Origin of the sequence: Solibacillus isronensis (genome assembly GCF_900168685.1) — a bacterium.
Taxonomy (GTDB): Bacteria; Bacillota; Bacilli; order Bacillales_A; family Planococcaceae; genus Solibacillus; species Solibacillus isronensis_A.
In genome coordinates, this window is record NZ_FVZN01000013.1 from 78,562 (window position 1) to 103,633 (window position 25,072).

23 protein-coding genes are annotated in these 25,072 nt (G+C 39.8%); 9 read left to right on the forward strand and 14 right to left on the reverse strand.

Going from position 1 to position 25,072, the window contains the following annotated elements; genetic code table 11:
- Positions 1 to 8: 8 nt before the first annotated feature.
- Entirely contained in the window at positions 9 to 416 is a 408-nt protein-coding gene (locus B5473_RS07045) for a pyridoxamine 5'-phosphate oxidase family protein (RefSeq protein WP_079524222.1), read from the reverse strand.
- A 362-nt stretch (positions 417 to 778) separates the two neighbouring features.
- On the opposite strand from B5473_RS07045, the gene B5473_RS07050 reads away from it, so the two are divergent.
- From B5473_RS07050 to B5473_RS07060, 3 genes are all read left to right on the forward strand, one after another.
- Positions 779 to 1,870, forward strand: a complete 1,092-nt coding sequence (locus B5473_RS07050) for an extracellular solute-binding protein (protein ID WP_079524223.1) — start codon at positions 779 to 781, stop codon at positions 1,868 to 1,870.
- A gap of 74 nt (positions 1,871 to 1,944) precedes the next feature.
- Positions 1,945 to 3,015 carry an ABC transporter ATP-binding protein gene (locus tag B5473_RS07055; protein ID WP_079524224.1) on the forward strand — a complete coding sequence of 357 codons (1,071 nt, stop codon included), beginning with the start codon at positions 1,945 to 1,947 and terminating at the stop codon, positions 3,013 to 3,015.
- Positions 3,016 to 3,030: 15 nt separating this feature from the next.
- Positions 3,031 to 4,752: an ABC transporter permease gene (locus tag B5473_RS07060; RefSeq protein ID WP_079524225.1), complete on the forward strand. Its 1,722-nt coding sequence runs from the start codon at positions 3,031 to 3,033 to the stop codon at positions 4,750 to 4,752.
- A 47-nt stretch (positions 4,753 to 4,799) separates the two neighbouring features.
- Here B5473_RS07060 and B5473_RS07065 read toward each other — a convergent pair whose 3' ends face one another.
- The 7 genes from B5473_RS07065 to B5473_RS07095 form a co-directional block, all read right to left on the reverse strand.
- Entirely contained in the window at positions 4,800 to 5,300 is a 501-nt protein-coding gene (locus B5473_RS07065; protein WP_079524226.1) for a GNAT family N-acetyltransferase, read from the reverse strand.
- 58 nt (positions 5,301 to 5,358) lie between these two features.
- Complete coding sequence (locus B5473_RS07070; protein WP_079524227.1) at positions 5,359 to 6,375, reverse strand: hypothetical protein; 1,017 nt, start codon at positions 6,373 to 6,375, stop codon at positions 5,359 to 5,361.
- Positions 6,376 to 6,521: 146 nt separating this feature from the next.
- Positions 6,522 to 7,574 carry an NAD(P)/FAD-dependent oxidoreductase gene (locus B5473_RS07075; RefSeq protein WP_079524228.1) on the reverse strand — a complete coding sequence of 351 codons (1,053 nt, stop codon included), beginning with the start codon at positions 7,572 to 7,574 and terminating at the stop codon, positions 6,522 to 6,524.
- Between the two features lie 82 nt (positions 7,575 to 7,656).
- On the reverse strand, positions 7,657 to 8,472 hold the full coding sequence (locus tag B5473_RS07080; protein ID WP_079524229.1) for an ABC transporter ATP-binding protein: 816 nt from the start codon (positions 8,470 to 8,472) through the stop codon (positions 7,657 to 7,659).
- A complete protein-coding gene (locus B5473_RS07085) occupies positions 8,472 to 9,503 on the reverse strand; it encodes a FecCD family ABC transporter permease (protein WP_079524230.1) in 1,032 nt (343 codons plus the stop codon). Before B5473_RS07085 ends, B5473_RS07080 begins: the two co-directional genes overlap by 1 nt.
- Entirely contained in the window at positions 9,500 to 10,534 is a 1,035-nt protein-coding gene (locus B5473_RS07090) for a FecCD family ABC transporter permease (protein ID WP_176142047.1), read from the reverse strand. The genes B5473_RS07085 and B5473_RS07090 overlap by 4 nt, the downstream gene beginning before the upstream one ends.
- Before the next feature lies 1 nt (position 10,535).
- Positions 10,536 to 11,600 carry an iron-siderophore ABC transporter substrate-binding protein gene (locus B5473_RS07095; RefSeq protein WP_079524231.1) on the reverse strand — a complete coding sequence of 355 codons (1,065 nt, stop codon included), beginning with the start codon at positions 11,598 to 11,600 and terminating at the stop codon, positions 10,536 to 10,538.
- Between the two features lie 355 nt (positions 11,601 to 11,955).
- Between B5473_RS07095 and B5473_RS07100 the strand changes: the two genes are divergently transcribed.
- The 3 genes from B5473_RS07100 to B5473_RS07110 are packed head-to-tail and all read left to right on the forward strand — an operon-like array spanning position 11,956 to position 15,477.
- Positions 11,956 to 12,339, forward strand: coding sequence for a MerR family transcriptional regulator (locus B5473_RS07100; RefSeq protein ID WP_079524232.1), 384 nt, complete (start codon positions 11,956 to 11,958; stop codon positions 12,337 to 12,339).
- On the forward strand, positions 12,336 to 13,850 hold the full coding sequence (locus B5473_RS07105; protein ID WP_079524233.1) for a class I adenylate-forming enzyme family protein: 1,515 nt from the start codon (positions 12,336 to 12,338) through the stop codon (positions 13,848 to 13,850). The genes B5473_RS07100 and B5473_RS07105 overlap by 4 nt, the downstream gene beginning before the upstream one ends.
- The gene (locus tag B5473_RS07110) at positions 13,831 to 15,477 is read left to right on the forward strand and encodes an acyl-CoA dehydrogenase family protein (protein ID WP_079524234.1); all 1,647 of its coding nucleotides are present in this window, start codon (positions 13,831 to 13,833) and stop codon (positions 15,475 to 15,477) included. The genes B5473_RS07105 and B5473_RS07110 overlap by 20 nt, the downstream gene beginning before the upstream one ends.
- 107 nt (positions 15,478 to 15,584) lie before the next feature.
- On the opposite strand, the gene B5473_RS07115 is transcribed toward B5473_RS07110, so the two are convergent.
- The 6 genes from B5473_RS07115 to B5473_RS07140 form a co-directional block, all read right to left on the reverse strand.
- The gene (locus tag B5473_RS07115) at positions 15,585 to 15,794 is read right to left on the reverse strand and encodes a phosphomannomutase (protein ID WP_254865267.1); all 210 of its coding nucleotides are present in this window, start codon (positions 15,792 to 15,794) and stop codon (positions 15,585 to 15,587) included.
- A 287-nt stretch (positions 15,795 to 16,081) separates the two neighbouring features.
- Positions 16,082 to 16,432: a hypothetical protein gene (locus B5473_RS07120; protein WP_079524235.1), complete on the reverse strand. Its 351-nt coding sequence runs from the start codon at positions 16,430 to 16,432 to the stop codon at positions 16,082 to 16,084.
- 80 nt (positions 16,433 to 16,512) lie between these two features.
- Positions 16,513 to 18,159, reverse strand: coding sequence for a M20/M25/M40 family metallo-hydrolase (locus B5473_RS07125; protein ID WP_079524236.1), 1,647 nt, complete (start codon positions 18,157 to 18,159; stop codon positions 16,513 to 16,515).
- 369 nt (positions 18,160 to 18,528) lie between these two features.
- On the reverse strand, positions 18,529 to 18,894 hold the full coding sequence (locus B5473_RS07130; RefSeq protein WP_079524237.1) for a hypothetical protein: 366 nt from the start codon (positions 18,892 to 18,894) through the stop codon (positions 18,529 to 18,531).
- Entirely contained in the window at positions 18,887 to 19,264 is a 378-nt protein-coding gene (locus B5473_RS07135) for a GntR family transcriptional regulator (RefSeq protein ID WP_079524238.1), read from the reverse strand. Before B5473_RS07135 ends, B5473_RS07130 begins: the two co-directional genes overlap by 8 nt.
- A 173-nt stretch (positions 19,265 to 19,437) precedes the next feature.
- Positions 19,438 to 20,592, reverse strand: a complete 1,155-nt coding sequence (locus B5473_RS07140; protein WP_254865268.1) for a transglutaminase domain-containing protein — start codon at positions 20,590 to 20,592, stop codon at positions 19,438 to 19,440.
- A gap of 370 nt (positions 20,593 to 20,962) precedes the next feature.
- Between B5473_RS07140 and B5473_RS07145 the strand changes: the two genes are divergently transcribed.
- The 3 genes from B5473_RS07145 to B5473_RS07155 all read left to right on the forward strand — a co-directional run bounded on the left by B5473_RS07145 (position 20,963) and on the right by B5473_RS07155 (position 24,977).
- Positions 20,963 to 23,044, forward strand: coding sequence for a DUF2339 domain-containing protein (locus B5473_RS07145; protein WP_079524240.1), 2,082 nt, complete (start codon positions 20,963 to 20,965; stop codon positions 23,042 to 23,044).
- Positions 23,045 to 23,157: 113 nt separating this feature from the next.
- A complete protein-coding gene (locus B5473_RS07150; protein ID WP_079524241.1) occupies positions 23,158 to 23,613 on the forward strand; it encodes a helix-turn-helix transcriptional regulator in 456 nt (151 codons plus the stop codon).
- Between the two features lie 191 nt (positions 23,614 to 23,804).
- Positions 23,805 to 24,977: an endonuclease Q family protein gene (locus B5473_RS07155; RefSeq protein WP_079524242.1), complete on the forward strand. Its 1,173-nt coding sequence runs from the start codon at positions 23,805 to 23,807 to the stop codon at positions 24,975 to 24,977.
- Positions 24,978 to 25,072 lie beyond the last annotated feature (95 nt).

Here is a 25,072-nt window from a genome sequence, read left to right on the forward strand (position 1 = left end):
TGCCTCCCTTAGTATAGTTGAATCTCTTCCTGGTTTTTTCCGTTTTTATTCATAATTCTCATTCGTGTTGGCGTAACTTGAATTAGCACAAAGTTTCCTTCCGCATGCTCCGGATATTTTTCAAGTAGCTGCTGCTTCACAACATCATTTAATGTTGTCGCTGCATTGCCTTCGATTTCTAAAAACGTTTCAAGTATTCCATCGCTTTCATACCCTAATAAAATGTGGGTACCGCCATATTCCGTAATTTCACGTACGACATCCGAATCTTCCAGTGCTACCGTATACAATTTTGACTGTACGTAGTTAAATGTCATATAACGCGAATTCGGCAAACCGTTATTATTTGTGGCCATAACGCCAATACTATTTTCATTTAAAATTTGCAATGCAATTTCTTTATTACTGTTAGCCATATTTTCACTCCTCCGGTAAATTAAGTTCCATCATTCGTGAGATGAGAAGCACGTCCAACTGTATGTAATTCCAAATCAATGGGAAAAACCGCTGTTGTGCTGATGCTTTTATAATTCCCTTAATAAATTTAAATAAAACAATTTTCTCATATTTTTAACTTGGTTTATGCCCCTCTTACCTTTCCCCATTCCGGAATTTCCTGAGTAAAACTTTGCCTTTTTCAATTCAGTAAACTGTAAAAATTTAAAAGTTATAGGGATATTTGTTTGAATATTAAAAAATTTGTAGATAAAATGAAATTGGAATAGATATCCTTTTATTCTGCATGAAAAAGAAAAACTATATGTAAGGAGGACATTGAATGAAAAGATTTACTTGGCTTTCTCTTATTCTCACAACTCTTTTATTAGTTTTGGCTGCGTGCGGCGACTCCGAAGAGACGACAAATGATTCAACTCAAGGCGATAGCGGCACGACAGAAGGTACTACAGACGAAAATGCTTCCGGCAAGCTCGTAATTTACACGGGGCGTGACGAAAACATGGTACAGGGTGTTATCGAAAAGTTTAATGAGCGTTACCCGAATATCGAAGTGGAATATATGACAATGGGTGCACAGCAGATTTTAGAGCGTGTGCGTGGTGAAAAAGCCAACCCACAAGGCGATTTTTGGTGGGGCGGTACACAGTCAGCGATGATGGTTGCTGCAAATGAAGATTTACTTTTACAGTGGGATCCTTCATTTATCGATTCCATTGACCCTCTTCATAAAGATGAACAAAATCGCTGGGTCGGTGAAATGCTGTTACCTGAAGTCATTATGATTAACAGTGAAGTAATGTCACCAGAAGAAGGACCACAGGATTGGGACGATTTACTTGATCCGAAATGGAAAGATGAAATTTTAATTCGCGGTGTTCTTGCTTCAGGAACGATGCGTACAATTTATTCTTCTATGATTTTCCGCCAAGGTGCTGATGATCCTTCAAAAGGCTATGATTGGTTGATGAAACTTGATGCTAATACAAAAGAATATACACAAGATCCTAACGCATTGTATTTAAAACTGGCACGCCAGGAAGGTTCAATTTCGTTATGGAACTTGCAGGATATTTTACTGAAAAAACATACAACGGATTACACGTTTGACTTTATTTATCCGGAAAGTGGCGCACCGATTTTAGTTGATGCAGTCGGTATTGTAAACAATGCTAAAAACGAAGAGAACGCTAAATTATTTATGGAATTCCTGTTCGACCAAGAGACAATGGTTGAGCTTTCGAAAGAGTATTATCAAATTCCAACACGTACGGATATTGCGGCGGATGCAATGCCGGATTGGTATAAAGAGTTGGATTTAAAACCATTGGATATTGATTGGCAAGTAATGGCCGATAAAGAAGCGGAATGGATGGAACATTGGGATACAAATATTAAAGGAAAAGGCAAATAGTAGTTATATGACTGACCTCTGAATTAAGAGGTCTTTCTTTTCCTAATTTGTCGGTGTGAAGGGAGTTGGATTGGATGAAAGCTGTTCATATTAACGACGTTTCAAAAAAATTCGGTGATGTCGTAAGCGTCAAAGATTTAGAGCTGGATATAAAATCAGGTGAATTTTTTACATTTTTAGGTCCGAGTGGCTGTGGCAAAACAACAACATTACGGATGATTGCCGGATTTTACTATCCCTCTCAAGGAAAGATTTACTTTGATAATCAGGATGTCACAACATTGCAGCCTAATAAACGTAATATCGGAATGGTGTTTCAAAACTATGCACTCTTCCCGCATATGACAGTCAACGAAAATATCGCATTTGGTCTGGAAATCCGGAAATATGATAAAAAAACGATTAAAGAAAAGGTTGACCGGATACGCGGGCTCGTTCATTTAGGACCATATGGGTCACGCAAGATTAATGAATTATCAGGTGGACAGCAGCAGCGCGTTGCCTTGGCCCGAGCGCTTGTCATTGAACCTGATATCTTGCTGCTGGATGAGCCATTATCCAATTTGGATGCAAAGTTGCGTGAGGAAACACGAATTGAGATTAAACGGATTCAGTCAGAGCTGGGGGTGACAACAATTTACGTTACCCATGACCAGACTGAAGCAATGGCAATGTCGGATCGTATTATGGTAATGGAGCATGGTGTCGTCAAACAAATCGGTACACCACAGGAAATTTATCACCGTCCAAACAACCGCTTTGTCGCTACTTTTATCGGCGAGACAAACTTGCTTACGATGAAAGTAAAATCGATTGAAGACAATATTATTACTGTTACGAATGACAAAGGACTCGAACTGCAAGGCCTGACAGAAAACTTGGCAGCGGGGCTTCAAGTATCAGTTGGGGACGAAATTTATGTATCTGTCCGTCCTGAAGCATTTGAAAGCGGTCCTGGTGAAAACTCTGTTACAGGTATCGTTGAACTGATCGAATTTACCGGACTCAGCGTAAATTACTTTATTAAATGGAATGATACAACATTAAAAGCAATGATTATTAGTCGGGGTACTGCAATACTGCAAGCTGGCGATATGATTGAATTACATATCCCGAAACAAAATATTTATTTCCTAGGAGAATAAGAGAGGAGGCACACAATGAGCAAAAAATCCGTTGACACATACGAAGCGAGTTGGTGGTCTCGTCTTACACAATCACGCTATTTTGTCTATATTCTTATCTCCCCGCTGTTTTTAATATTGTTTGCCTATGTTATTTATCCATTTTACTCAACGTTTATTCAGAGTTTTGCCGGTGATAATCAGCTAGCAAACTATCAGAAGTTTTTCAGTTTAGAAAGTACAGCCAATTTAGAGGCACTTTGGAACAGCTTTTATATATCGATTATTAGTGTCATCTGTTGTGCTGTTGTCGGGGTTATGATGGCCTTTTTACTGGAACGCTATGATTTTCCTGGTCGCCGTCTACTCTCTATTTTAGTACTTGTCCCAATGGCGTTACCCCCATTAGTCGGGGTTTTGTCCTTTACCTTTTTATATGGTGAAAGTGGCATATTTCCGCGCTTATTTCAGCAGATGTTTCAATTGGAAGATGTTCCATTTGCATTAAAAGGGATTTGGGGTGTCATTGTTGTTCATACATTTACGATGTATACGTACTTCTATTTGACTGCTTCTGCAGCTATTAAAGGGCTTGACCCTTCTTTGGAGGAAGCCGCAACCAGTCTCGGGGCAAGCCGGATACGGGTTTGGCGGAAAATTATTTTGCCGATGCTTACCCCATCTTTAATCGCATCTTCCCTTCTCGTTTTCATGGTGTCGATGGCATCCTATACCGCGCCACTCATGTTCGGGGTTGAACGTACAATGACAATGCAAATTTATCTATCACGGACAAACGGCAATTTGGATATGGCGGCAACACAGTCAACCATTTTATCGTTCGTATCCATCACCTTTTTACTTATTATGCGCTGGTATCAAAACCGACGTAACTATCAGAATTTAAGTAAAGGTGTAAGTGTTCACCGTTCGGAAGTGAGCTCGAAGCCTTTGAAGTATTTAGCGGTTGCACTGTCCTTCATTGGAACGTTAATTTTGATCCTGCCGATTTTAGTGCTGATCTTAATTTCATTTTCAAAAGACGGTGCCTGGACAATTCAGATTTTGCCGACCGAATATACGCTCGACCATTACAAAGCGCTATTTACGGATGAGCGGACATGGCGGCCAATTTGGAACTCGCTGCAGATGGGCTTCATCGCAACAGTCGGCAATATTATATTCGGTGTTGCTGCTGCTTATGCGATGGTTAGACTGAGCTTCAAAGGGAAAACTGCACTTGATATTTTAATTACGATCCCGTGGGCATTGCCGGGTACGGTTGTTGCTGTTAACTTAATCGCGGCGTTCTCTACGGAAAGCGTATTTACATTCAATCAAGTATTGATCGGTTCATTCTGGATTTTACCGCTTGCGTATTTTATCCGGCATTTGCCGCTAGTCTTCAGGTCAACTTCCGCTTCCCTCATGCAGCTGGACCAGTCTGTGGAAGAGGCTTCCCGCAGTTTAGGGGCAACATGGTGGTATACATTCAGAAGAATTGTCATCCCGCTTACTTTATCAGGGGTTCTTGCCGGTACATTGCTCGCATTTGTCCAAAGTATCGGGGAGTTCGTTGCATCGATTTTGATTTATAATACGTCGACGATTCCATTGTCGGTTGCAATTTTCCAAAAGCTGTACGCCTTCAAGTTCGGTACAGCGTGCGCATATGGTGTGCTGCAGATTATTTTAATTCTGATTGTCCTGATCATTTCAGAGCGCTTATCAAAAGGTTCTGCTGGAAGCGCTATATAACGTAAAAAAAGTAAAAGCAGAAAAACTGCTTTTACTTTTTTTATTAGCTATAACTCTTTTACCATCCACACTTGATCATAATAGTTTCCGTCAACCTTTAGTGCACGCTCTTCCTTTGCAAATTGCTTAAACCCTAGTGATTCGTAAAGAGAGATTGCTTGTTCATTTGTTGACTCGACAGTTAAATGCAGCTGTTCAAGACCATCGTTTTCTCTTAATAGGCGCAACAGTTCTTCAATCATATCCCGTGCTACACCTTTTCCTCTTGATTCAGGCATAACATAGAGTCCGACAAGAACGCCTTTATGATTTAGTTTTGCGCCCGCTTCTCTTATAAATGTCGCAATTCCGATCAGCTCGTTCTCTTCAAATGCCCCAAGCGTAAATTTATCCGCTTGCGGGCGAAGACGTTGTTCAATTTCCGGGACTGTATAATTGTTTTCATGTTCAAAAGACGAGCTAAATAATGTTGGAGAATTTAAAAGCCCGTGTAATCTAACTTGTTTATATTGTTCTGCATCTTTATAACCTAATATTCGAATGTTCATCTTTTCACCTCATAACATTGCGTTCTATAATCTATACCCGGTTTCTTAATCTTTTACACTATTTCTCTATTATCACTAACTCTATTTCGCTACGTAATTGCGCTGGCGTATCTGCATAAACCCCAATATACTTTGCCTTTTTTTCAAATCCGCCTACTATTTGAATTGTCTGCAATTCTTTCAACTCAAGAATAAAATCGGGCTGTTCCTCTGTATTGCCTAACACTTTAAAATGATAAATCTTTTCATCTTGTAGGGACGTATGCAGTTGCGAAATATTTTTCAGCTCAATTTTTGTTTGTTTCAATAAGCCGTTGGAAAGATATAAATTTCCGTTTTCGATCCGGACTGGATTTAGTACAAGTGCGCGGGAATCTGCCAGCAAGAATAAGAGTCCATAAAGTGATAAAACTGTATGGCCCCAAGCTAAAATCGGCATACGGTCATGGAAAAACCAATGAAATGCGACTGCTTCAAATAAAGCTGCATGGAAAATCATCACTAAAACACCTACGTACATTGTATTTTTGTGAACGGTATATCCGCCTGGCTGTTTTTTCTTCCAACTGCAAAACGCATAATAAAAAACGAGTATCTCCTGGCAAAGTACTCTCATTAATACGTTATCTTTCACTTTCTCTGCTACAATTCGAGGAAATGCAAATATAAGTTGCTCCTGCTCTAATTTGACCGTCCGCATGATGCTCGGTAAATATTTTATGAAAACAAATAAAATGATCAATTCTACAAAAACCAATCCCGCTTCTACAGCGATTGCAGAAAAAGTTATATAACGGAAAGGTTCCATCAATCCATTAGGGATGACTAATCGAGCAAATAAAATACCCGCAGCAACAAAGACAACAAAATTTTTGACAGTCCATTTCCGCTTTTGCAGCAAGAGAAGCGCCGGTGCCACAATTGCACAGTCAATTAGCGAACCGATTACCATTCCTTGTACTTGCTCATCTGAAAGTGCGGAAACAAACGACAACTGATAAACAACCATATTACTAAGTAAAATGACACAAGCAATCAAGAGCCATTTATAATCAATTACTCTTTGGAAAACCATAGCACTCCCCTTCCTTTAATGCATTGCATATATTCCCATAATACTTCCATTATAATTGATTATTCCCCTTCCAACATCAATAAAAAAACGCAGAATTTCATGTAAACTTCTGCGTTGTACTTATTCTAATTTATTCGTTCATCATACTAGCCATTCACTAGCATGTCCTTCATCAGTTCACGGTTACGTTTTTCGAATACTTCATTATGCGAAGAAACTTTTGCATACTGATCTGCTGTTGGTTCAAGGCTAATTTTGATGGCATTGATCGCATTAACAGCATCCTGGAATGTACCGGTAATTAAATATACTTTATTGTCATATTTGGAAATATCGCCAACAGCGTAAATACCGTCAACCGATGTCAGCCCTTTACCGTCCGTCAAATAATAATAATCATAGTCTTTATCTTTTTCCGGAGAAAGTGCCGTATCAAAAGTAAATGAAGAATCCCGGTCATAGCCGTGGTTTACAAGGACATCATCCACTACGATTTTCGATGTTTCCTTTGTTACGACATTTTCCAAAATAACTTCTTCTATTTTTGTCTTCGTTTCATTCGCTACAAGTGTTTTAATCTGTGTATTTGTAATGATAGGAACGCCATTATCCTGTAAATGACGGATTTGTGCTTCGTGCGCAGATAGCTTTTCGCCTCTGTAAATGACGGTAATCTGCTTGGCAATACCGATCAGGTCCTTTGCCCAGTCAATCGCCGAGTTGCCTCCGCCTGAAATCAGCAGTGACTTGTCCTTAAAGCTTTGAATGCCTCGAATTGTATAATGCAAGTTCGATACTTCATACTTTTCCGCGCCTTCAATATGCAATTTAATCGGGCTAATAATGCCCCCGCCTACTGCAACAATCACTTTTTTCGAATAGTGTTTTTCGCCTGAACTTGTCTCAATCACAAATATATCTTCTTTTTTTGTGATGAAATCGACTTTCGTATTTAGACATACGGTTGGCTTAAATGTCAGTCCCTGTTTAATGAGATTTTCAATGACTTGCTGTGCTGGTGTTGGAGGCATACCGCCGATATCCCAAATGATCTTTTCAGGATAAACGTGAAGCTTCCCGCCGAGCGTCGGCTGAAATTCAATAATTTTCGTTTTTAAATCTCTCAACCCTGCATAGAACGCACTGTATAATCCGCTAGGACCACCGCCAATTATCGTTACATCATAAATATCGTTCATTCGAAACACTCCATTCTTTTCATTTGTCGGACAATAACACTTTTCGCGAAATCGCCTCCGGATTCCATTGACTAAGTTGCAGCTAAACGAGCATTCCGGATTTCGAATGGTGTCTTCCGATTGGTACAACAGAAGGCGAATCCGAAACAGGATCTTGTGTGACAACACAGTTTAAATTAAATATATCTTTGATCAATTCACTCGTAATTACGTTTGCTGGTGTACCCTCTGAAACAAGTCGACCTTTATGTAAAGCAAAAATATAGTCGGCATAGCGGGCGGATAAATTAATATCATGGAGTACCATTACAATTGTCGTTCCGTATTTACTATTTAAATCCGTCAATAAGTCCAAAATCTCAACTTGGTACGTAATATCCAAGTATGTAGTCGGTTCGTCCAAAAACAAAATGTCGGTTTGCTGTGCAAGTGCCATTGCAATCCATACACGTTGTCTTTGCCCTCCTGAAAGCTCATCGATATGACTGTCGGCAAGTTCGGTAATGTTCATCATTTCCATCGCTTCCGCAACTGCATCATAATCCTCAGTTGACCAGCCCTTTAAAAAGCTCTGATGCGGAAACCGGCCCCGGCCAACTAAGTCAGCAACCGTGATGCCTTCAGGTACGATCGGTGATTGCGGAAGAAGTCCTAAAACACGTGCAAGTTGCTTCGGCGGGATTTTGTTAATTGATTTATCATCCAACAATACTTGGCCGGAGATTGGCTTGATTAATCGTGCCATCGTTTTTAAAAGTGTCGATTTCCCACAGCCATTCGAACCGATAATAATGCTGATTTTATTGCTTGGAATCGCTAGACTAACACCTTGTAAAATCGCTTTGTTGTCATAGCCTGCAACAAGATTTTCCGTTTGGAATGTATGTGTCGATTTCATCATAAATCTCCTTTCCGATTAATACGGATTAATAAATAAATTAAGTATGGTGCACCGATTATCCCTGTAATGACCCCTACCGGATAGCGTGTCTCAAAAGCAAACTGTCCGATAAGATCTGCCGCCAGTACTAAAATAACACCGATTAAACCTGCAGGAATAAGACCTGAAAATCCGACACCTACTAATTTCTTTGCAATCGGACCTGCCAAAAATGATATAAAGGCAATCGGACCCGTTGCAGCAGTCGCCAATGCAATCATGAGCACCGACGTAATAATAAGAATGACTCTCGTTTGATTTGTATTGACGCCTAGAGACGTCGCCGCCTGTTCACCAAGCTCCAGCATTTCCAGACGCTTCGCAAAATACATTAAAATCGGTGTGCAAATACACACGATAAGAATTAGTGGATATAAGTTCGTTAATTTTGCACCATTTAAACTTCCGCTCAGCCATCTCATTGCAGCCGGTATATCATGTGTATCCCCGATAAGCATTAAATAGTTGATAAAGGCAGTCAGCATCGCCTGAATGCCGATACCGATTAAAATAAGTCGACCAATCGAAAAGGAAGTGCCTTTTGCCAGCAGATAAATAAAGATAGCTGTTGCAAGGCCTCCGATTACCGCTGCGATGGATACGGCCGTATTGCTTGCATTTAATACAATGATACAAAATACAGCTGCAGCACTTGAACCTGTTGTAATTCCGATTACATTTGGATTTGCCAGCGGGTTGCGCAGCATGGTCTGGAAAATATAACCCCCGACTCCAAATGCAAAGCCCGCAAACAAACCGGCTACCATTCTCGGGAAACGAATTGTATTTACCGCAAAGGTTGCTCCCTTCACTTGTTCACCTAGTAAAACCTTTATGACATCCTGTACCGGATAAATCGTGTTGCCGAGCATAAGCATCAAACCGCAAAGTACTAGCGAAATGATTGCCATCAAGGAAGTCATCAATATAAACCGGCGTTTTCTTTTTAATCTTGACGTCTTAATCGTCTTCATCGTTTCATTCATCATATTGCACGCATTTTCGCTTTCATCGTAATTAAAATTAGAATCGGCGCACCTATAAAGGCCGTCACAATTCCAACTTCGAGCTCACTTGGACTGCCAAGAAGCCTTCCGATTACATCGGAAAAGGTTAAAATAATTGCCCCCGACAATGCTGACATCGGAATAATATAACGTAGATCAGGGCCCACTACGAGACGTACGATATGTGTAGCTAATAAACCAATAAAGCCGATTGGACCTGCCAATGCCGTTGCAGCACCACATAATAATACGCCACCTAATGCCGCTACAATTCTTACAGTACCTGTGCGTACACCCAGCCCTGTCGCAACATCGTCACCTAATGCCATCGCATTTAATGCCGGAGCTGTAATTAAGGCAATAAATAGTCCTACTACTATAAATGGAATAAATAACGTGATTGTATCCCAGCTGCCGGAACCGACACTTCCGACTTGCCAAAATCTGAACTGATCCATTACATTCGTTCTTGGTATCATGACTGCAACGACCAGTGATGATAAAATTGCACTCGTAGCTGCACCTGCCAACACGAGTTTTAATGGTGTTGCGCCACCTTTCCCCATTGAACCAATTCCAAATACAAAAATAGCGGTAATAAAAGCTCCCGCTATCGCAAGCCAAATATACTGATTTGCTGAACTGATATTCAAGAAGGCAATGCCGCAAACGACAAAAAGGGATGCCCCTGTGTTTACACCTAAAATACTTGGATCTGCAATAGGGTTACGTGTTACCGATTGCATAAGCGCACCGGAAACTCCTAATGCTGCACCACATAGTAAGCAGAAAATAGTTCTTACCACACGCTGCCTTACGACGTTCGCTTCATGAGACTGAGCTTCTGAATGGAATAGCCCATTCAGAAGATCTGTCCAGCTAATCATCCGCGAACCAAATACAAGTGATGCTAGTATACATAGTCCGAGTAAAATAATTAAAAGCAATAATACTTTTATAAAATTACGCGGCACCATAATTTGCTTCTTATCTAAAACGGATGTACTTTTCATATTACTTTAACTTTTTTGCAACTTCCGAAATTAAAGTTACATACTCGTCGATTGTATATTGAATTGACAGTGGGTTCGGATTTCCTGCAGCAGCAAGTGGTGTGTTGTCAGGAATAATTAAAACCGTACCATTTTTGATTGCAGGAACTTTACCTAAAATCGGATCTGCCTGAAGTGCTTTTAATGTGTTGTCATCGCCATATGCAATCAGAATTTCAGCATCATTTAAAGCATCTGCATTTTCTGCACTTAACTCAATATAGAAGCTGCTTTCATCCTGAACTTGCGCTTTAATGCTTTCCGGATATTCCATGCCTAGCTCTTCCAGTAATTCACCGCGTGGATCAGCTGGTGTATAAATATAGAACTTCGATAAATCTGTAGCGTTAAACATACCGAATGCCGCTTTTTTACCTTTGATTTCCGGGAATTCGTTTGCTTTATCTTGAATTAACTTTTCTGTATCAGCGATTAATTGTTTACCTTCTTCTTCCATACCCATACCTTTAGCATTGTATAGGATTTGGTCACGCCATGTAATAACCCATGGAGTTTCCGGATATGCAACGACCGGTGCAATCTCGCTTAATGTATCGTACTCTTCTTGTGTAAGACCTGAATATGCTGCTAAAATAACATCCGGATTTGAATCTGAAATCGCTTCAAAATCTATACCATCTGTATCTTGGTAAATATTCGGATTTTCTTCACCAAGCTCTTTTAATTTTTCTGCTGTCCATGGAAGCATTCCGCTTTCATCTTGTACACCGTAGTTTGCTGCTGAGAAACCTACTGGTACTACTCCTAGAGCAAGTGCCACATCATGGTTTGCCCATGCAACTGATGCTACACGTTCCGGCTTTTCTTCAATTACTGTTTCACCTAATGCATGTTTAATTACGATTGGATATTGCGTTGCCGAATCTTCTGAATTCGAAGAACCTGTTGTTTCATTTGAATTCTTCTCATCTGTACTTGTTTCTTTATCTGAGCAACCCGCAACAACTAGTAAGCCCATTGCTACGAAAAGCATTGCCATTAAAGAATAGAACTTTTTCGTTTTCATCTCATTAACGCCCCTTAAAATTAATTGATAACAATTATCATTATCGCTAATTAGAATAATAATGCTATTTGATAACGATTGTCAATGGGATTATTACTTAATGCGTACTATTTTTTTATATAGTAAGAATTTTATAAGAATATAAATAAAAAAGCGGCTTCTCCATTGAGAAACACGCTGTATTTAATATGGACTATACTTATTTTCCTATTCATGTTCCGCTCGCGATTAACCACCCAACCCTTACTTCCCCTTATTCTCGCCTTCAATAAATATTTTTTCTTTTTTATTCTTTATTTCTCTTTAAATTGACGTTAACGTAAATGTTATACTTTCGCCAATGGGGGTGTCTCATGTGAAATCCATTAAAACAATCGCTAAAGAATATGCACTCACACCGAGAACATTGCGCTACTATGAAGAACTCGGGATTTTGAAACCGACACGACCTCATAATGGAATGCGCCATTATTCCAAACGGGAGGAGGCAAAGATCAAGCTAATTATCCGCGGAAAAAAGTATGGCTTTTCTATGGAAGAAATTAAGGAAATGATTTTGCTTTTTGACCTTGATCGTACAGGTATTAAACAGCTGGAGCGGACAATCGAATACGGTCAGCAAAAATTAAAGGAAATTGACCAGAAGATTCAAGAGTTGTATGAAATCCGTCATGAAATCGAAAAGACGGAAGCTATTTTTCAGGAAAAACTAATTCTATTATTGGAGGACCAATCATGAATATTTCTAATCTGTTAGCTCGTCATGCAAGAAAGTATCCGAATCAAGTTGCTGTCATTAGTCTCGGTCAGGAAACGACATATCAACAATTGGATGATCAAGTAAATAAAATTGCCGGCTCCTTGCGTGCAAGCGGAATCGTTAAAGACGATAAGGTCGGGATTTTTATGCCAAACGTGCAGGAGTTCGTCGCGCTTTACTTTGCCATTCAGCGTATTGGTGCTGTCGTTGTACCGATTAATGCCAAGTTTGTCACACGTGAAATTGAGTATGTGCTCAATCATAGCGATGCGAAGGCGATTTTTGTCCATGAGCTGATTTTCGAACAGGCCGCTACGATTATGTTCAATGGTCTAAAAGTAAAAACAGGTCCTGCTGTCCATGACTGGCTAAGCTTCAATCAATTCCAGGAAGCTGCCCCTAATGAAGTTGTATGCTGTGACTTAGTGGAGGATGATAATTCAACTTTACTTTATACATCCGGTACAACCGGCAATCCTAAAGGAGTTTTACTGACAAACCGCAATGTACTTGCTGTATCGCATATGATTGCAATTGAAATGGAAGTAAAACCTGAAAGCCGAATGCTGATTATGATGCCGTTAACTCATTCTGCTCCATTGAATTTATTTTTAGTTACCGCCATTTTAGTCGGGGCAACAGCTGTACTCACACCGACGTTTACGCCTGACTTGTTAATAGATACGGTAGAAAAATACAAAACGACGCACTTCTTCGGCGCACCTGTTGCCTACCTTCTAACGGCCGGTTCACCGCGTATCGCAAGTGCGGATCTATCTTCAATGAAATGGTGGGTGTACGGAGGCGCACCACTGTCTGAAAAAGAAGTCGTATATATTCAACAGCAGTTTAATACGGACAACTTAGTATGTGTGTACGGTCTAACGGAAGCAGGTCCGAGCGGTTCGATTTTACATGCTGCCGACCACCCTCACAAAGCAGGTAGTATCGGTAAGCGAGCACCATTTGGAACAGAGCTGCGTGTTATTAACGCATTAAATGAAGATGTAGCTCCAGGAGAAATTGGCGAAATCGTTTTATACGGTGAAGGTAATATGAAAGAATACTATAAAAATCCGGAAGAAACGAAAAACATTTTTGTTGATGGCTGGGTACGTTCAGGTGATTTAGCCCGTATTGATGAAGACGGCTATATTTACATTGTTGACCGTAAGAAAGATGTGATTATTTCCGGCGGCGTTAATATTTATCCGAAAGAAATTGAAGATCAGCTACTTCTGCATGACGCTATTTTTGAAGTAGCGGTGTTCGGCGTACCGCATCCTGAATGGGGTGAAACAGTAAAAGCGGTTTACTGTGCGAAAGTCCCTGTTTCCGAGCAGGAAATTCGCGAGCACTTAGAAGGTAAAATTGCCGCATTCAAAATCCCGAAAATTTTTGAACAAACTGAAGCACTTCCGCGCAATGCTTCCGGGAAAATATTAAAACAGCAGCTAAGAGGTGAAGCAAATGCAAGTGTTAGCCAATAAACGTGAAAAGAGCCAGAACTTTTATAAATTTGATCAAACATTGCATCAGCTATTACAGCAAAAGCTTTCGCCATTTTTTTACCGTTATGCAGATGAACGGCTTACTGCATTCGGTGCGCTTTGTGCCGGACCAATTGATGCCCGTGCCAAAGTGACGGACCGGGAAGGTGAACCGAGATTACGCCGCTATAATGCATACGGTGATGAAGTAAGTGAAGTCATTGTGAATGAGGGCTACAAACAAACGGTTGCCGAGACTTATGCAACAGGGATTGTCGGCTATGTGCATAAAGACATTCCTGAATTAGGTCACAAAGGCAATTATGTATACAGCTTTGCGCAAGGCTATTTATTGTCGCAAACTGAACCCGGCTTTTACTGTCCTGTTACATTGACGATGGCCACTGCGTATTTATTCGAGCACTATGCATCTGAAGAGCTGAAACAGAAGTTTATGCCGCATATTTGTGCAACAGGCGATACGGAATTATTTGAGGGGGCTACGTTTTTAACGGAGCGTCAAGGGGGCTCAGATGTCGGTGCGAACGTCGTGGAAGCGCGATTTGAACAAGGTGAATGGCGTTTATACGGTGAAAAGTACTTTGCATCGAATGCCGGGATGTGCGGCGTTGCGATGGTGCTTGCTCGCCAGACGAACAATTCCAAACAGGGCTCACGCGGCTTAACGTTGTTTGCTGTTCCATGGCGTGACGACGATGGAGAGCTAAACCACATTACGATCCGCCGTTTGAAAGATAAGCTTGGCGTAAAAGCAGTACCATCTGGAGAAGTCGAGTTTAATGGTGCAAAAGCATATGTTGTGGGCGATCCGTCCAAAGGAATCTACTATATGCTCGAGGCGCTCAACCTATCCCGTATTTGCAATGCCGCAGCATCTGTCGGCATTATGAAACGCGCACTGGATGAAGCGGTCCACTATACAAACGGGCGTATCGCTTTTGGCCAGACTGTTGCCGAGTTCCCTATGGTGAAGCATACGTTAGGCGCACTGCACGCAAAATGGCATGCATCACTTGTCGCGTTGTTTGATTTAGTGTCGCGCTATGATGAAGTTGTCAGCGGGAATGCTTCAGAGGAAGAACAGCAGCTTGTCCGCCTATTGATTGCGTTAGTGAAAAAGGAAACCGCAGAATGGGCAATTGAGTTCACGCATGAAGCGATCGAACTTCATGGCGGTAACGGCTATATTGAGGATTTCGTGCTCCCTCGCCTGCTTCGCGATGCTCAAGTATTGACTGTTTGGGAAGGAACAGCGAACATTTTGGCACATGAACTTATTCGCCTCGTGCAAAAGAATGCGCATATTACGCTTCTTCATGAATTACAGCAAACGAACCATCCGTATTTGCAGCAGCTTGCCTCTGTCGTGGAGCAGCGTTTTGCAGTGTTTGTCACACTGGATCCGGCAATGCAAACACTTGAGGCAAAACCGCTTATGCAGGAGCTTGCCCGTTTATACGAAGCGGTTGTCTCGGTGAAGCATGGTGAAACTGCCGGTGAACGTGAACAGATGTTGGCGGAAATTTATATCGAAGAACAGTTTGATCAGAAGCCTTTTGGTGAAGTGCCGTTAACGGTGAAAGGGTTTGAGATATTGAATAGTTGATTGTTTAAGTGTGGAGCCCGGGTTAGTTACCGGGCGTTTTTTTGTTGGGGGTCTGCCGAGGCGGCCGCGTTGAATTATGATACAGCAGCGGACACTGGCCGGATTTTCTAATATAACCGCAGAAGTTCTAATATAATTTTATTTGTTCTAATATATTGCCGATTTTCTAATATAAGTGCGGTTTGTTCTAATAAGTGTCCCGGATGTTCGAATAAAGTATGTACTTCTTCTAATATCCTGCTTCGATTTTCTAATAACCCGCTCAAATATTCTAATAAAATCCAGACACGGCTTCTTTTCACCCATTTTACCGTCAATAAAGATTCTCCTACTCCTCAAATTTACGGATCTTCTAATATCAAACCCAGTTCTTCTAATATCACTTGAATTTCTTCTAATAAATCACTCTATTGTTCTAATAAAATCCACACACGTTTTCTTTCAGCCATTTTCACCCGGAATATAAGCTCTCCACCGCCTCAAATTCACGATTCTTCTAATATCGGCTACAATTGTTCTAATAACCCCCACCTCTAAAGCCCGCAAAACAAAATAACGGATGCAAACGATTCTAAACCGCCCACATCCGTTACATTATTAAACCTTACTTCGCTTCTTCAATCGCTTCCATCAATGCCGAGAATAGTTTTGCATCGTCCGCATCTTCGTCTGTTACTTCATTTAAAATTTCAAAATCATCTGCGTCGATGACAAACAAGCTCATGCCTTCTTTTAAAAATTCATCGGCTTCTACTTCGCCTTCATAATATTGATACGTTGCTAAAACGATGTTTGAACCTTCTTCTTCATCAAAGAAGTAAAAAAGCTTTTCCGTGTTGCCGTATACTTCTTCCAACACTTCTTCCAATGCTTCCGTACCTTTACTCCATTTCACTTCATTATTTACTGTCGCTGCCACTAGCGATTCTAATAGTTCGTCTACTGTATTTGTCATCATAATCCTCCAACTCCGCTCTTTATGGCGGTTAGTATTCCCACTGTAACATAAATCTAACGATAAAACGTTAAGGAGTATTATTTGCTCACGATTTGTTCATTCACCTCATAATGCGCAGCGAATAATTTTTCAATCGTCAATTGCAGTAGATCGACTAATGTTACAAATGCAAAGTCCGCGTCGAGCCGCTCTGTCCACTTATGCGGATCTCTACCAACCGGACCGATGTTCAGTACCGGAACATTCAGCTTTTTCATATCCCCGATCGGCAGCGAGTAACCTTTATCCCAAACCGGCATATTGTTTATAAGCGATGCAATTGAACTGTTTTCATAGTTCAACCCTACATAGCTTAAATCCGATATCCCGGCAAAGTAGTTTTGAATAGTAAACTCCATATTAAATGTTTTATGCGTGTATTGCTTCAACTCATTTACAAGATTGCTGATGAGTCCATTTTTCCCTGAACTGATTGCAGGATAAAATGGCGGCGCAAAGAAGATAACAATCATCGGTGCCAGTTCATTACATAACGCAGCTAGTTGATCAACGAGGTCAATCGTTCGTTCCCGATCGTCTTTTTCGCTGTCACGATTTGATAGGAGTTCTTCAACTTTCTCTTCACCGTATTTCTCCCTCGCATATTCATAAATTTCCTCATACGTCATGACCTTCACTTTTAATTGCTGCGGTGTAAATTCCGTATGCTTTGAATATTTCGTAGCTTTGTTCATATAAGACTGTTCGATTTCATTTGCCGCTTTGATCGCTTTTTGCTGGAGCAATGAAACAACGTCTGTCATGCTTCTTTCAAATAACAATAAATTAAACAGTGTCACAGCCCGGTGTGAAATTTGTGTAGAATACTCCGTTTTCAAGTCGCGATAAATTAAATTCGTTGGTGGCGGCGTCATTTCTTCGCCCACCTTTTCACAGAAATCCGTATTTAATTCCATTTCAGCTGTAAGCACGGATGCCATATAATTCGCATTCAATCCACCAAAAGGTTCCCCAACATGCGTTTCCTTTCCGTAGCATAAAAAGCCCGGCAATGCTTTTCCGATAGATCCGGTATAGAAGTAATTATTTTTATCCCCCGGAAAATTGCTGAACATCGGCTCTGAATTTAAAATTGTAGTATATTTAAGATTATGCTCTTCCGAAAGTTGCACTAGTTTTGGAACCGCTGCCCGCATTCCTTCAGAGTTTACTTCTTCATCCGGTACAGTCAATAACAAGATGTTGCCGTCATAATCTCCGAATGTCGCTCGTTCAACAATGGACATATGCAAGGCAAGCCCGCACTTCATATCCATAGTTCCTCTTCCGAATAGCCAGTTTCCGCTTTCCATATCAACCCGCACTGCTTCAGGCAAATCGTCTTTTATCGAGTAAAATTGTTCCGTTAGCTTCTCAGGATCAAAAGCAAACTGTTTCCATTTTCCGTAGTCCTGCACATCCACTACATCAAAGTGACTAATTAATACGACTGTTTTTTTAGTATCCGGAGATTTTTTGACCAATGCGCTAATGAAACTGCGCCCATCATTCAAATATGTTCGATTTAAATGGCCAGGTTTTTCTTTGAAATACGTCAGCTCCGACAGTTTTTTCATTACAATATCAGGGAATTCCTTTTCTGCCTTTGAACCTGATACACTTTGCACTTGTACAAGTTCAAATAATAATTGCCTCAACTGCTCTTTGCTCTTCCATTTAAACACAACATACCCTCTCCTTTGTCTAATTCTAGCTGTCTCTCTATGTCGCCTATTTTCCTCAGTGTAAATAAATGCGAATATTCAGTCAATCATTTGTTTAAGACTATAATATTCTTCGAGAGTTGAAGCGATCCGAAGATAAAAAAATCCCGCTACCATTAAAGATAGCAGGATTTGTTATGTGCATTTAAGCTTATTTCTTTTCTTTACCCATTGTATGGAATAATTGAATTGAAGATAATACATTAATTAATAACGGTTTGCCGGAATATCTTAAAAATTTTCCGCACATGCCTCGATTAAGCGTCTTTCTATTATATACTCCAAAAATCTGTTGGTAGCCAAATTTATTGAGTTTTAAGTCTTTTAAAGTTACTTTTCTAATTCATAAACATCAGTTATGTGAATATAATATTTTTGTTTCATATTATGATTAATAAGTTTTCCTTCATATAATAATGTACCTTGTTCAATATCAAAAATCTTGAGTACAAAATCGTTATTCACTTCTGTCATGACGTAAAACTTTCCTTTTAGTGAAGTCGTGCTATTAAGTTCAGGAATTAACACTTTTTCAGAATACGGTACAGTAATCGGTTCAAGCCATCTCTGCTGTCCGATATTATATCTGTAAATGACTATTTCCTCTTTTGTTTGCCCTTTTTCTGCAGTAAAGCTCATATCTTTCAATACTTGCTTTCTTTTATATTTTTTAGAGACATTTTTTACTTCAATCACGCTGCTCCGCCTCCTCATACTGTTTCTGTACGAGCTCCATTATTTCGGGAAATGGCGCATTGATTGATTTTATCGAACTGATAAATACTTGCACCGCTTCACTAATTAATTCTTCACGTACACTTTTTAATACCGCTTCATCTTTCGTAATGCAACTTGGCATATTTCCTTCTGTATAAATCAATTTCTGCTCCTCCATTTCCTTATAGGCACGCTGCACTGTATTCGGGTTGATTTTGAGCTGATTGGCCAACTCCCGTCTAGATGGGATGACATGCCCTGGCGCAAACGAACCTTTTGCAATTTGTTCCTTAAAATGACGGATAACCTGCACATATACAGGATCCCGGTTATTGAATTTCACATCCACCTTGTTCAGCTCCTTTCGTGTATTATCCACTTAATACACTATCCGCAAAAAAATTCGTCGAACCGTACTCTGTACTAACTACTTAATACAGTATGCACAAAAAAATGTATTAAGCACTTCATACACCTAATAAGTGTATTATGTGGTTAATACATCCTTTTGTCAATATTTTTTTACAGGTAATCATTAACAGATGTTTTCGGATAATCCGATTTAATCCATTCATGGTCATTCGAAAGTTTTTCATCGCTTATAAGGAAATATTGATAATGGACTCGATCTCCCTGATCCGGAACCGGGTCATTCCATGTAATATCGAGGTGATACCACTGTCCATCCACTTTCACCAAATTCCAGGCATGTGGTCCGCCTGCATTACCGACAACATATTTCGCCTCGATACCGAGCGCTTCAAACATTAATAACGCGGCCAGTGCATATCCTTCACAGACACCTTCCCCATTCATTAAAACAGAATACGGTGTATGCGGATTCGCTTTACTGTCCACATTGTACGCTGTATGCACGACTAAATAATCGTTCACAAATTTCACTTTCTCCGATGTCGTTGCGTTCTCCGGAATTGTACTTATAATTTGGTCGATTTTCCCTAGCACAATGGCATTTTCTTCTGCTGTTAAATCATAGTTTACCGTTGCATGCCATTCGACTTTATTGCCATAGTATTTGGCGCGTGTTGAAAACTCGCCCATAACCGCCCATAAATACGGTTCATTTATTTCCAGCCATGCAAATACTTCATCAATAGTCGTTTCAAAATCAGAGACATCCCCCTCATAGTAAACCGTAAACTGATGTTCAAACTGCGACATATGGTGGGCGATTGCCTGACCTAACTGCTCCACATTTGTCACTGCCTGCGGTAAATCTTTTACATCGTAAACCGGAACAACCTTCTTATTCGCCAAATCCTGAAATTTAAAGCTTTGCAGTTTATTTTCACCTTGCATAAAGCTTGTCACGATCTGATCGATTTTATCTTCCAAGTTAACATTCAGTTTTAGTTGAATGTTTTCGTCAACTGTCGGCAATGTCAATGAAGAGGCTTTTACTTCATCCTTCAAAATTCCTCCTGAAAGAATTGTCGCAATAAGAAAAAGACACGTAAATAACCCTTTTGAATACGTTAATGCGCTTGCATACAGTTTTGTAAAAGGATTTCTCGTCATACGATTTAATTCTGTATTTGCTTTCAGTTCGAACTTATCTCTGTCTCTGGAGGCAAATAATCGATTTGGTTTAGATGTCACGTTATTATAAACACTTTTATATACGTCATAAAGCTGTTGCTTATTGCCTTTTGCCAATTTAATTTGTTTAAAATTCTGCCTGATTCCTTTTCTTATACGGCTCCGAATATATAATTGAGCGGTAAAGGAACGAAACAGCTTTATAAAAATTACTAGGACGATTAGAAAAATGATTGAAAAAATAATTAAATTACTCATATTACCCCCTACTAATTTTACTTATTTCTATATTACTTAATTATAGTTTCAAATGATAAATAATATGCATGACATTCTCATAAATAGTCCTTGTGCTATTTTTCTTACCTCTTATTTATAGATTAGCTTTATAGTAAATGAATTTTCCGAAAACGATTTACTTCCACAGTATAAAAGTGTAAAATTACACTAATAGGGTATCATTACTTTTATTGAAAGAGGTGATTGTGTGGAAAGAGATCCAGAGATGCTGGAGCGGATTGCGGCTTTGGAACAGGAAGTACGCTCATTAAAAACAGAAGTACAGCATTTAAAGAAGCATGTAAAAATTGAGCAGATTGTACCCATAAAAAATGAACCGGTAAAACCTTTTGTACGGAAAAATCTCCCTTTACCAAGTACGGTTGCGGTTCCTAAGGAAGACCCTATTCCGGAAAAGGAAAAGCGGTCACTCGAAGAATTGTTTACTCGCGCATTACCGCGAATCTTTACGGTCATTTTAGTGCTCGGTGTCCTTTGGGGCTTGAAACTTGTTAGTGATTATGGTTTCTTATCTGATAGCGTCAAAATTATTGCCGGCTTTGTATTATCGATCGGTCTTGGCGCATGTGCCTATTATATGGAGAAAAAGGAAAAAGGGTCGCGGGTTGTCGCGTTATCGCTTTACGGTGGTGCCTTCATTGTCGGGATATTAACAACTGCTGCGGGGGCCATTTTATATGACGTGCTTAGTTTATATGTAGCACTGATTTTTGCACTAATTTACATTGTATACGGAGTTTTCATCAGCTATGTTAAAGGAAATGAAGCATTGACAGCACTCGTTGTCTTTACGTCATTATTACTGCCGTATTTACTGGAATACATGCAGTTTAGCGGAATCATTATCGGCATTTTCGTCGTGTTGCTGTTCGCCGTTGTGCAAGTCGTTATTTTAAAGCATACACAGCGTAGAGCACTTTATATCGGGACCGCTTTTTCAGTTTTAGCACTGGCGGTGGTTTCAATATTCCATGATGAACGACTCGTCTTTTTTGCATTTGCGATCATTGCGGTTTTCAGTCTGTTTCTCTTAAGTTTCTTAAGGTTATATTCTAGTAATAGTAAATTGCATGCTAGTTTACTATTCACCTTTACTGTCATCATCTTGTCATTAATAAACGGTATTCTTTCTCAAGAAGAGACTCCGTTACTCATCGCTCTTGTTTTGTTCTTTGCGATATTAGCTAGTGCTTTATATATCGTATTCAAGCGTACGGACCGACTGATGATCGATATGTTCGGGACATTATCGGCGATTGTACTGCTGAATATTATTACCCAGCTCAATATTTCAAGTGAATTGTCATTGCTTCTGATGATTGTTGTGGCATTTGGCGGACTGGTCGTTGCGGTGAAGCATGCGATTTTATTCATGAAATGGGTTAAGGGCATTACATTTTCTGTACTCGCCTTTTTCGTTCTAATGTTTTATGAAGTGGAGCCATTCTTCTCGTTGAGGCATTTGAACATTGTTCTTGTTATTGCAATGCTTGCCGTTCTTTATAAGGTTCTGCTTCAGTATAAGGCTGCACCGGTTGAAGAGAAAAAGAGGCTTTTCAAATTGGAAGATATTTATCCGTGCCTATTATATTTAATTGCCTTGCTTTATGTTTGGAAACTGGATTGGGCGTATATGCCGCAGCATTATACAACGTTTTTAGCATATGGTGTAATTGCGTTTGCCTTTGCCGCTGTTTTAGTCGTCAAACGCGAAATCGTCGGCAAATTTTTACCTTGGCTTGCTTTTGGCGTTTACGTGTTTGCGGGACTTGTTTTACTTTCGACTGTGTGGGTTGACGATCAGGCAGTTCTTGTCGCCCTTATCGTCCGCATTTTATACTTTGCTATACTGTGGGCAATTGTTGCAGATGCTTGGGAACAAGGTTGGATTTATAAAAATTACACAACGTTTTTCAGCCAAAATACAGAGAAACTCACGATCTCCAGTATGATAATTTCAATTATATGGATTTTCAGTATAACGAATTTCATGAATTTCCATGATCTTCTCAATTGGAGCTCAGCGGTTATTCTAAATACTGTATTCATTTTCATCTTCGCCTGCTTATCGCTGTTCCTTGCAGCGAAACGAAGCTACTCAAATTTGAAAATGGTCGGTATAGGCTTACTGTTCTTCGGGATTATTAAGATGATTTTCTTTGATTTATCCGAGCTCGATATTCTGATTCGTTCGATTTCGTTCATTATTATCGGTGCGATCGGGCTGGTCATTTCAAACAAGCTGCTTGGAAAAGGAAAAGACGAATAATTGTTATATAAAAATAGTCTGAGCGATTTTACTCAGGCTATTTTTTATTACAATTCGTCGAAATAGAAATAGTATTATGTTATATTTAGTGTATTATTACACGAGGTGATTCGATGGATCGAGATTTTATCATACAAATAACATCGGAAAGTTTGAAACTTATCCGCACTGAAAATAATTATACGCAAGATAAAATGGCTGAAATTTTGGGCATTTCGAAAAAGACACTCGTACAAATCGAGAAAGAGCGCACTTATGCAAACTGGACAACGACGATTGCGATTTGTGCCCTATTCCGCCATAGTGAAACATTGCAAAACCGTATTGGCGGTGATCCGATGGAAGTCATTGAACTTACTGCGCATAATGTCATCATTACCCCGCGCGAAAAAACGATGGGCGGGTATGTATGGTGGAAAAACATCGACGAACATAAAAAACACCGTCTTCAGCAAAATCTTTTAAGCAAGCATTACCGCATTTTAGACGACGAAAACTATCGAATCATTAGTACGTTTGAAGAAGAGGTCGTAATGGAAAAGTGGCAAGCGATAAAATCTATTATTTAACTAAAATATTCTGTGACCTCCTGCTGATTGGATTTTCCCCTGTCAGCAGGATTTTTTGATGCCGGGAAGTGATTTATTTCGGTTGAAAATTTCTTATAGTTAATACTCGTAAATAAACTTCCCCTCCCTGAAAATAAACCTCGAATTTCGGGTATGATTTATTAAACAACTTTTTTAAGGATGTGTGTACGATGTGGAAGGAAATTTATGCGGATTTACATATACATATTGGACGTACTTATAAAGGACGGGCAGTCAAAATAACAGGAAGCAAAAACCTGACGCTGACAAATATTTTGGAAACCGCTACATCGAGAAAAGGATTAGATTTAATCGGCATTATCGATTGTCATTCACCAGAAGTAATCGAAGAAGTAGAACAGCTGCTTCATGAACAAAAAGCAACAGAATTAGATGAAGGCGGAATTCGTTATAAAAAGACGACGCTCATTTTAGGAACTGAAATTGAGATTTACGATGCAAATTGTCATGGACCGATCCATGTCCTTTGCTATATACCAACACTTACGAAGATGAAGCAGTTTTCCAATTGGCTACAGCTTCATCAGAAGAACATCCATTTGAGCACACAGCGGACACGATGTGATGGCCGTACACTGCAGGAAAAAGTTCGTGAACTTGACGGTCTGTTTATTCCGGCACATGTATTTACCCCGTTTAAAAGTCTTTTTGGTAAAGGCGTTAAAAGCAGCTTAACGGAAGTTTTCGATCCATCACTCATTGATGGAATTGAACTTGGTTTAAGTTCGGACACAATGATGGTCAAAGGGATCAGTGAGTTGGCCCAATATAGTTTTGTAACTAATTCGGATGCGCATTCTTTAGGAAAGCTTGCCCGTGAATATCAGAAAATCCGGCTAAAGGATGCTAATTTTGAGGAGCTGAGAAAAGCGCTCCATCAAATTGAAGGAAGACAAATCATAGCCAATTACGGACTCAATCCCCTTCTTGGCAAATATCACGAAACGGTATGTGCCAACTGCGGCGAACAATTAATAGAAGAAGGTCATAGCCGTTGTCCTCATTGCGGAAAGGAACAACTGATCAAAGGCGTTGCAAAAAGAATTGTAGAATTAACGGATAACCCGCTACTGGAAATCAGCAGGCCTCCATACATTCATCAAGTTCCGCTCGATTTTATTCCAGGTATTGGTTCTAAAACAATCGAAAAGATGCTGGATGCTTTTGGTACCGAGATGAATATATTGCATGAGGCTTCATTGGATGAACTGAAAAACGTCATTCCCGAAAAACTCGCAGTGATAATCGACCTATCGAGAAAAGGAGAAATTGCCATAACGGGAGGCGGTGGCGGAATTTACGGGAAAATTGATACGAATTAAATCATTTATACCGATTAAACATCGTAATTCTTTCCACTTTTTAAATCATCATATTCGTACACTTTACTAAGTTATAGTATACTTAGTTGATAGAA

What these genes read in the sequence shown, in the direction of transcription:
- B5473_RS07045 (WP_079524222.1), bottom strand. Translation starts at nt 416, where the DNA reads ATGGCTAACAGTAATAAAGAAATTGCATTGCAAATTTTAAATGAAAAT.
- B5473_RS07050 (WP_079524223.1), top strand. Translation starts at nt 779, where the DNA reads ATGAAAAGATTTACTTGGCTTTCTCTTATTCTCACAACTCTTTTATTA.
- B5473_RS07055 (WP_079524224.1), top strand. Translation starts at nt 1,945, where the DNA reads ATGAAAGCTGTTCATATTAACGACGTTTCAAAAAAATTCGGTGATGTC.
- B5473_RS07060 (WP_079524225.1), top strand. Translation starts at nt 3,031, where the DNA reads ATGAGCAAAAAATCCGTTGACACATACGAAGCGAGTTGGTGGTCTCGT.
- B5473_RS07065 (WP_079524226.1), bottom strand. Translation starts at nt 5,300, where the DNA reads ATGAACATTCGAATATTAGGTTATAAAGATGCAGAACAATATAAACAA.
- B5473_RS07070 (WP_079524227.1), bottom strand. Translation starts at nt 6,375, where the DNA reads ATGGTTTTCCAAAGAGTAATTGATTATAAATGGCTCTTGATTGCTTGT.
- B5473_RS07075 (WP_079524228.1), bottom strand. Translation starts at nt 7,574, where the DNA reads ATGAACGATATTTATGATGTAACGATAATTGGCGGTGGTCCTAGCGGA.
- B5473_RS07080 (WP_079524229.1), bottom strand. Translation starts at nt 8,472, where the DNA reads ATGAAATCGACACATACATTCCAAACGGAAAATCTTGTTGCAGGCTAT.
- B5473_RS07085 (WP_079524230.1), bottom strand. Translation starts at nt 9,503, where the DNA reads ATGATGAATGAAACGATGAAGACGATTAAGACGTCAAGATTAAAAAGA.
- B5473_RS07090 (WP_176142047.1), bottom strand. Translation starts at nt 10,534, where the DNA reads ATGAAAAGTACATCCGTTTTAGATAAGAAGCAAATTATGGTGCCGCGT.
- B5473_RS07095 (WP_079524231.1), bottom strand. Translation starts at nt 11,600, where the DNA reads ATGAAAACGAAAAAGTTCTATTCTTTAATGGCAATGCTTTTCGTAGCA.
- B5473_RS07105 (WP_079524233.1), top strand. Translation starts at nt 12,336, where the DNA reads ATGAATATTTCTAATCTGTTAGCTCGTCATGCAAGAAAGTATCCGAAT.
- B5473_RS07110 (WP_079524234.1), top strand. Translation starts at nt 13,831, where the DNA reads ATGCAAGTGTTAGCCAATAAACGTGAAAAGAGCCAGAACTTTTATAAA.
- B5473_RS07120 (WP_079524235.1), bottom strand. Translation starts at nt 16,432, where the DNA reads ATGACAAATACAGTAGACGAACTATTAGAATCGCTAGTGGCAGCGACA.
- B5473_RS07150 (WP_079524241.1), top strand. Translation starts at nt 23,158, where the DNA reads ATGGATCGAGATTTTATCATACAAATAACATCGGAAAGTTTGAAACTT.
- B5473_RS07155 (WP_079524242.1), top strand. Translation starts at nt 23,805, where the DNA reads ATGTGGAAGGAAATTTATGCGGATTTACATATACATATTGGACGTACT.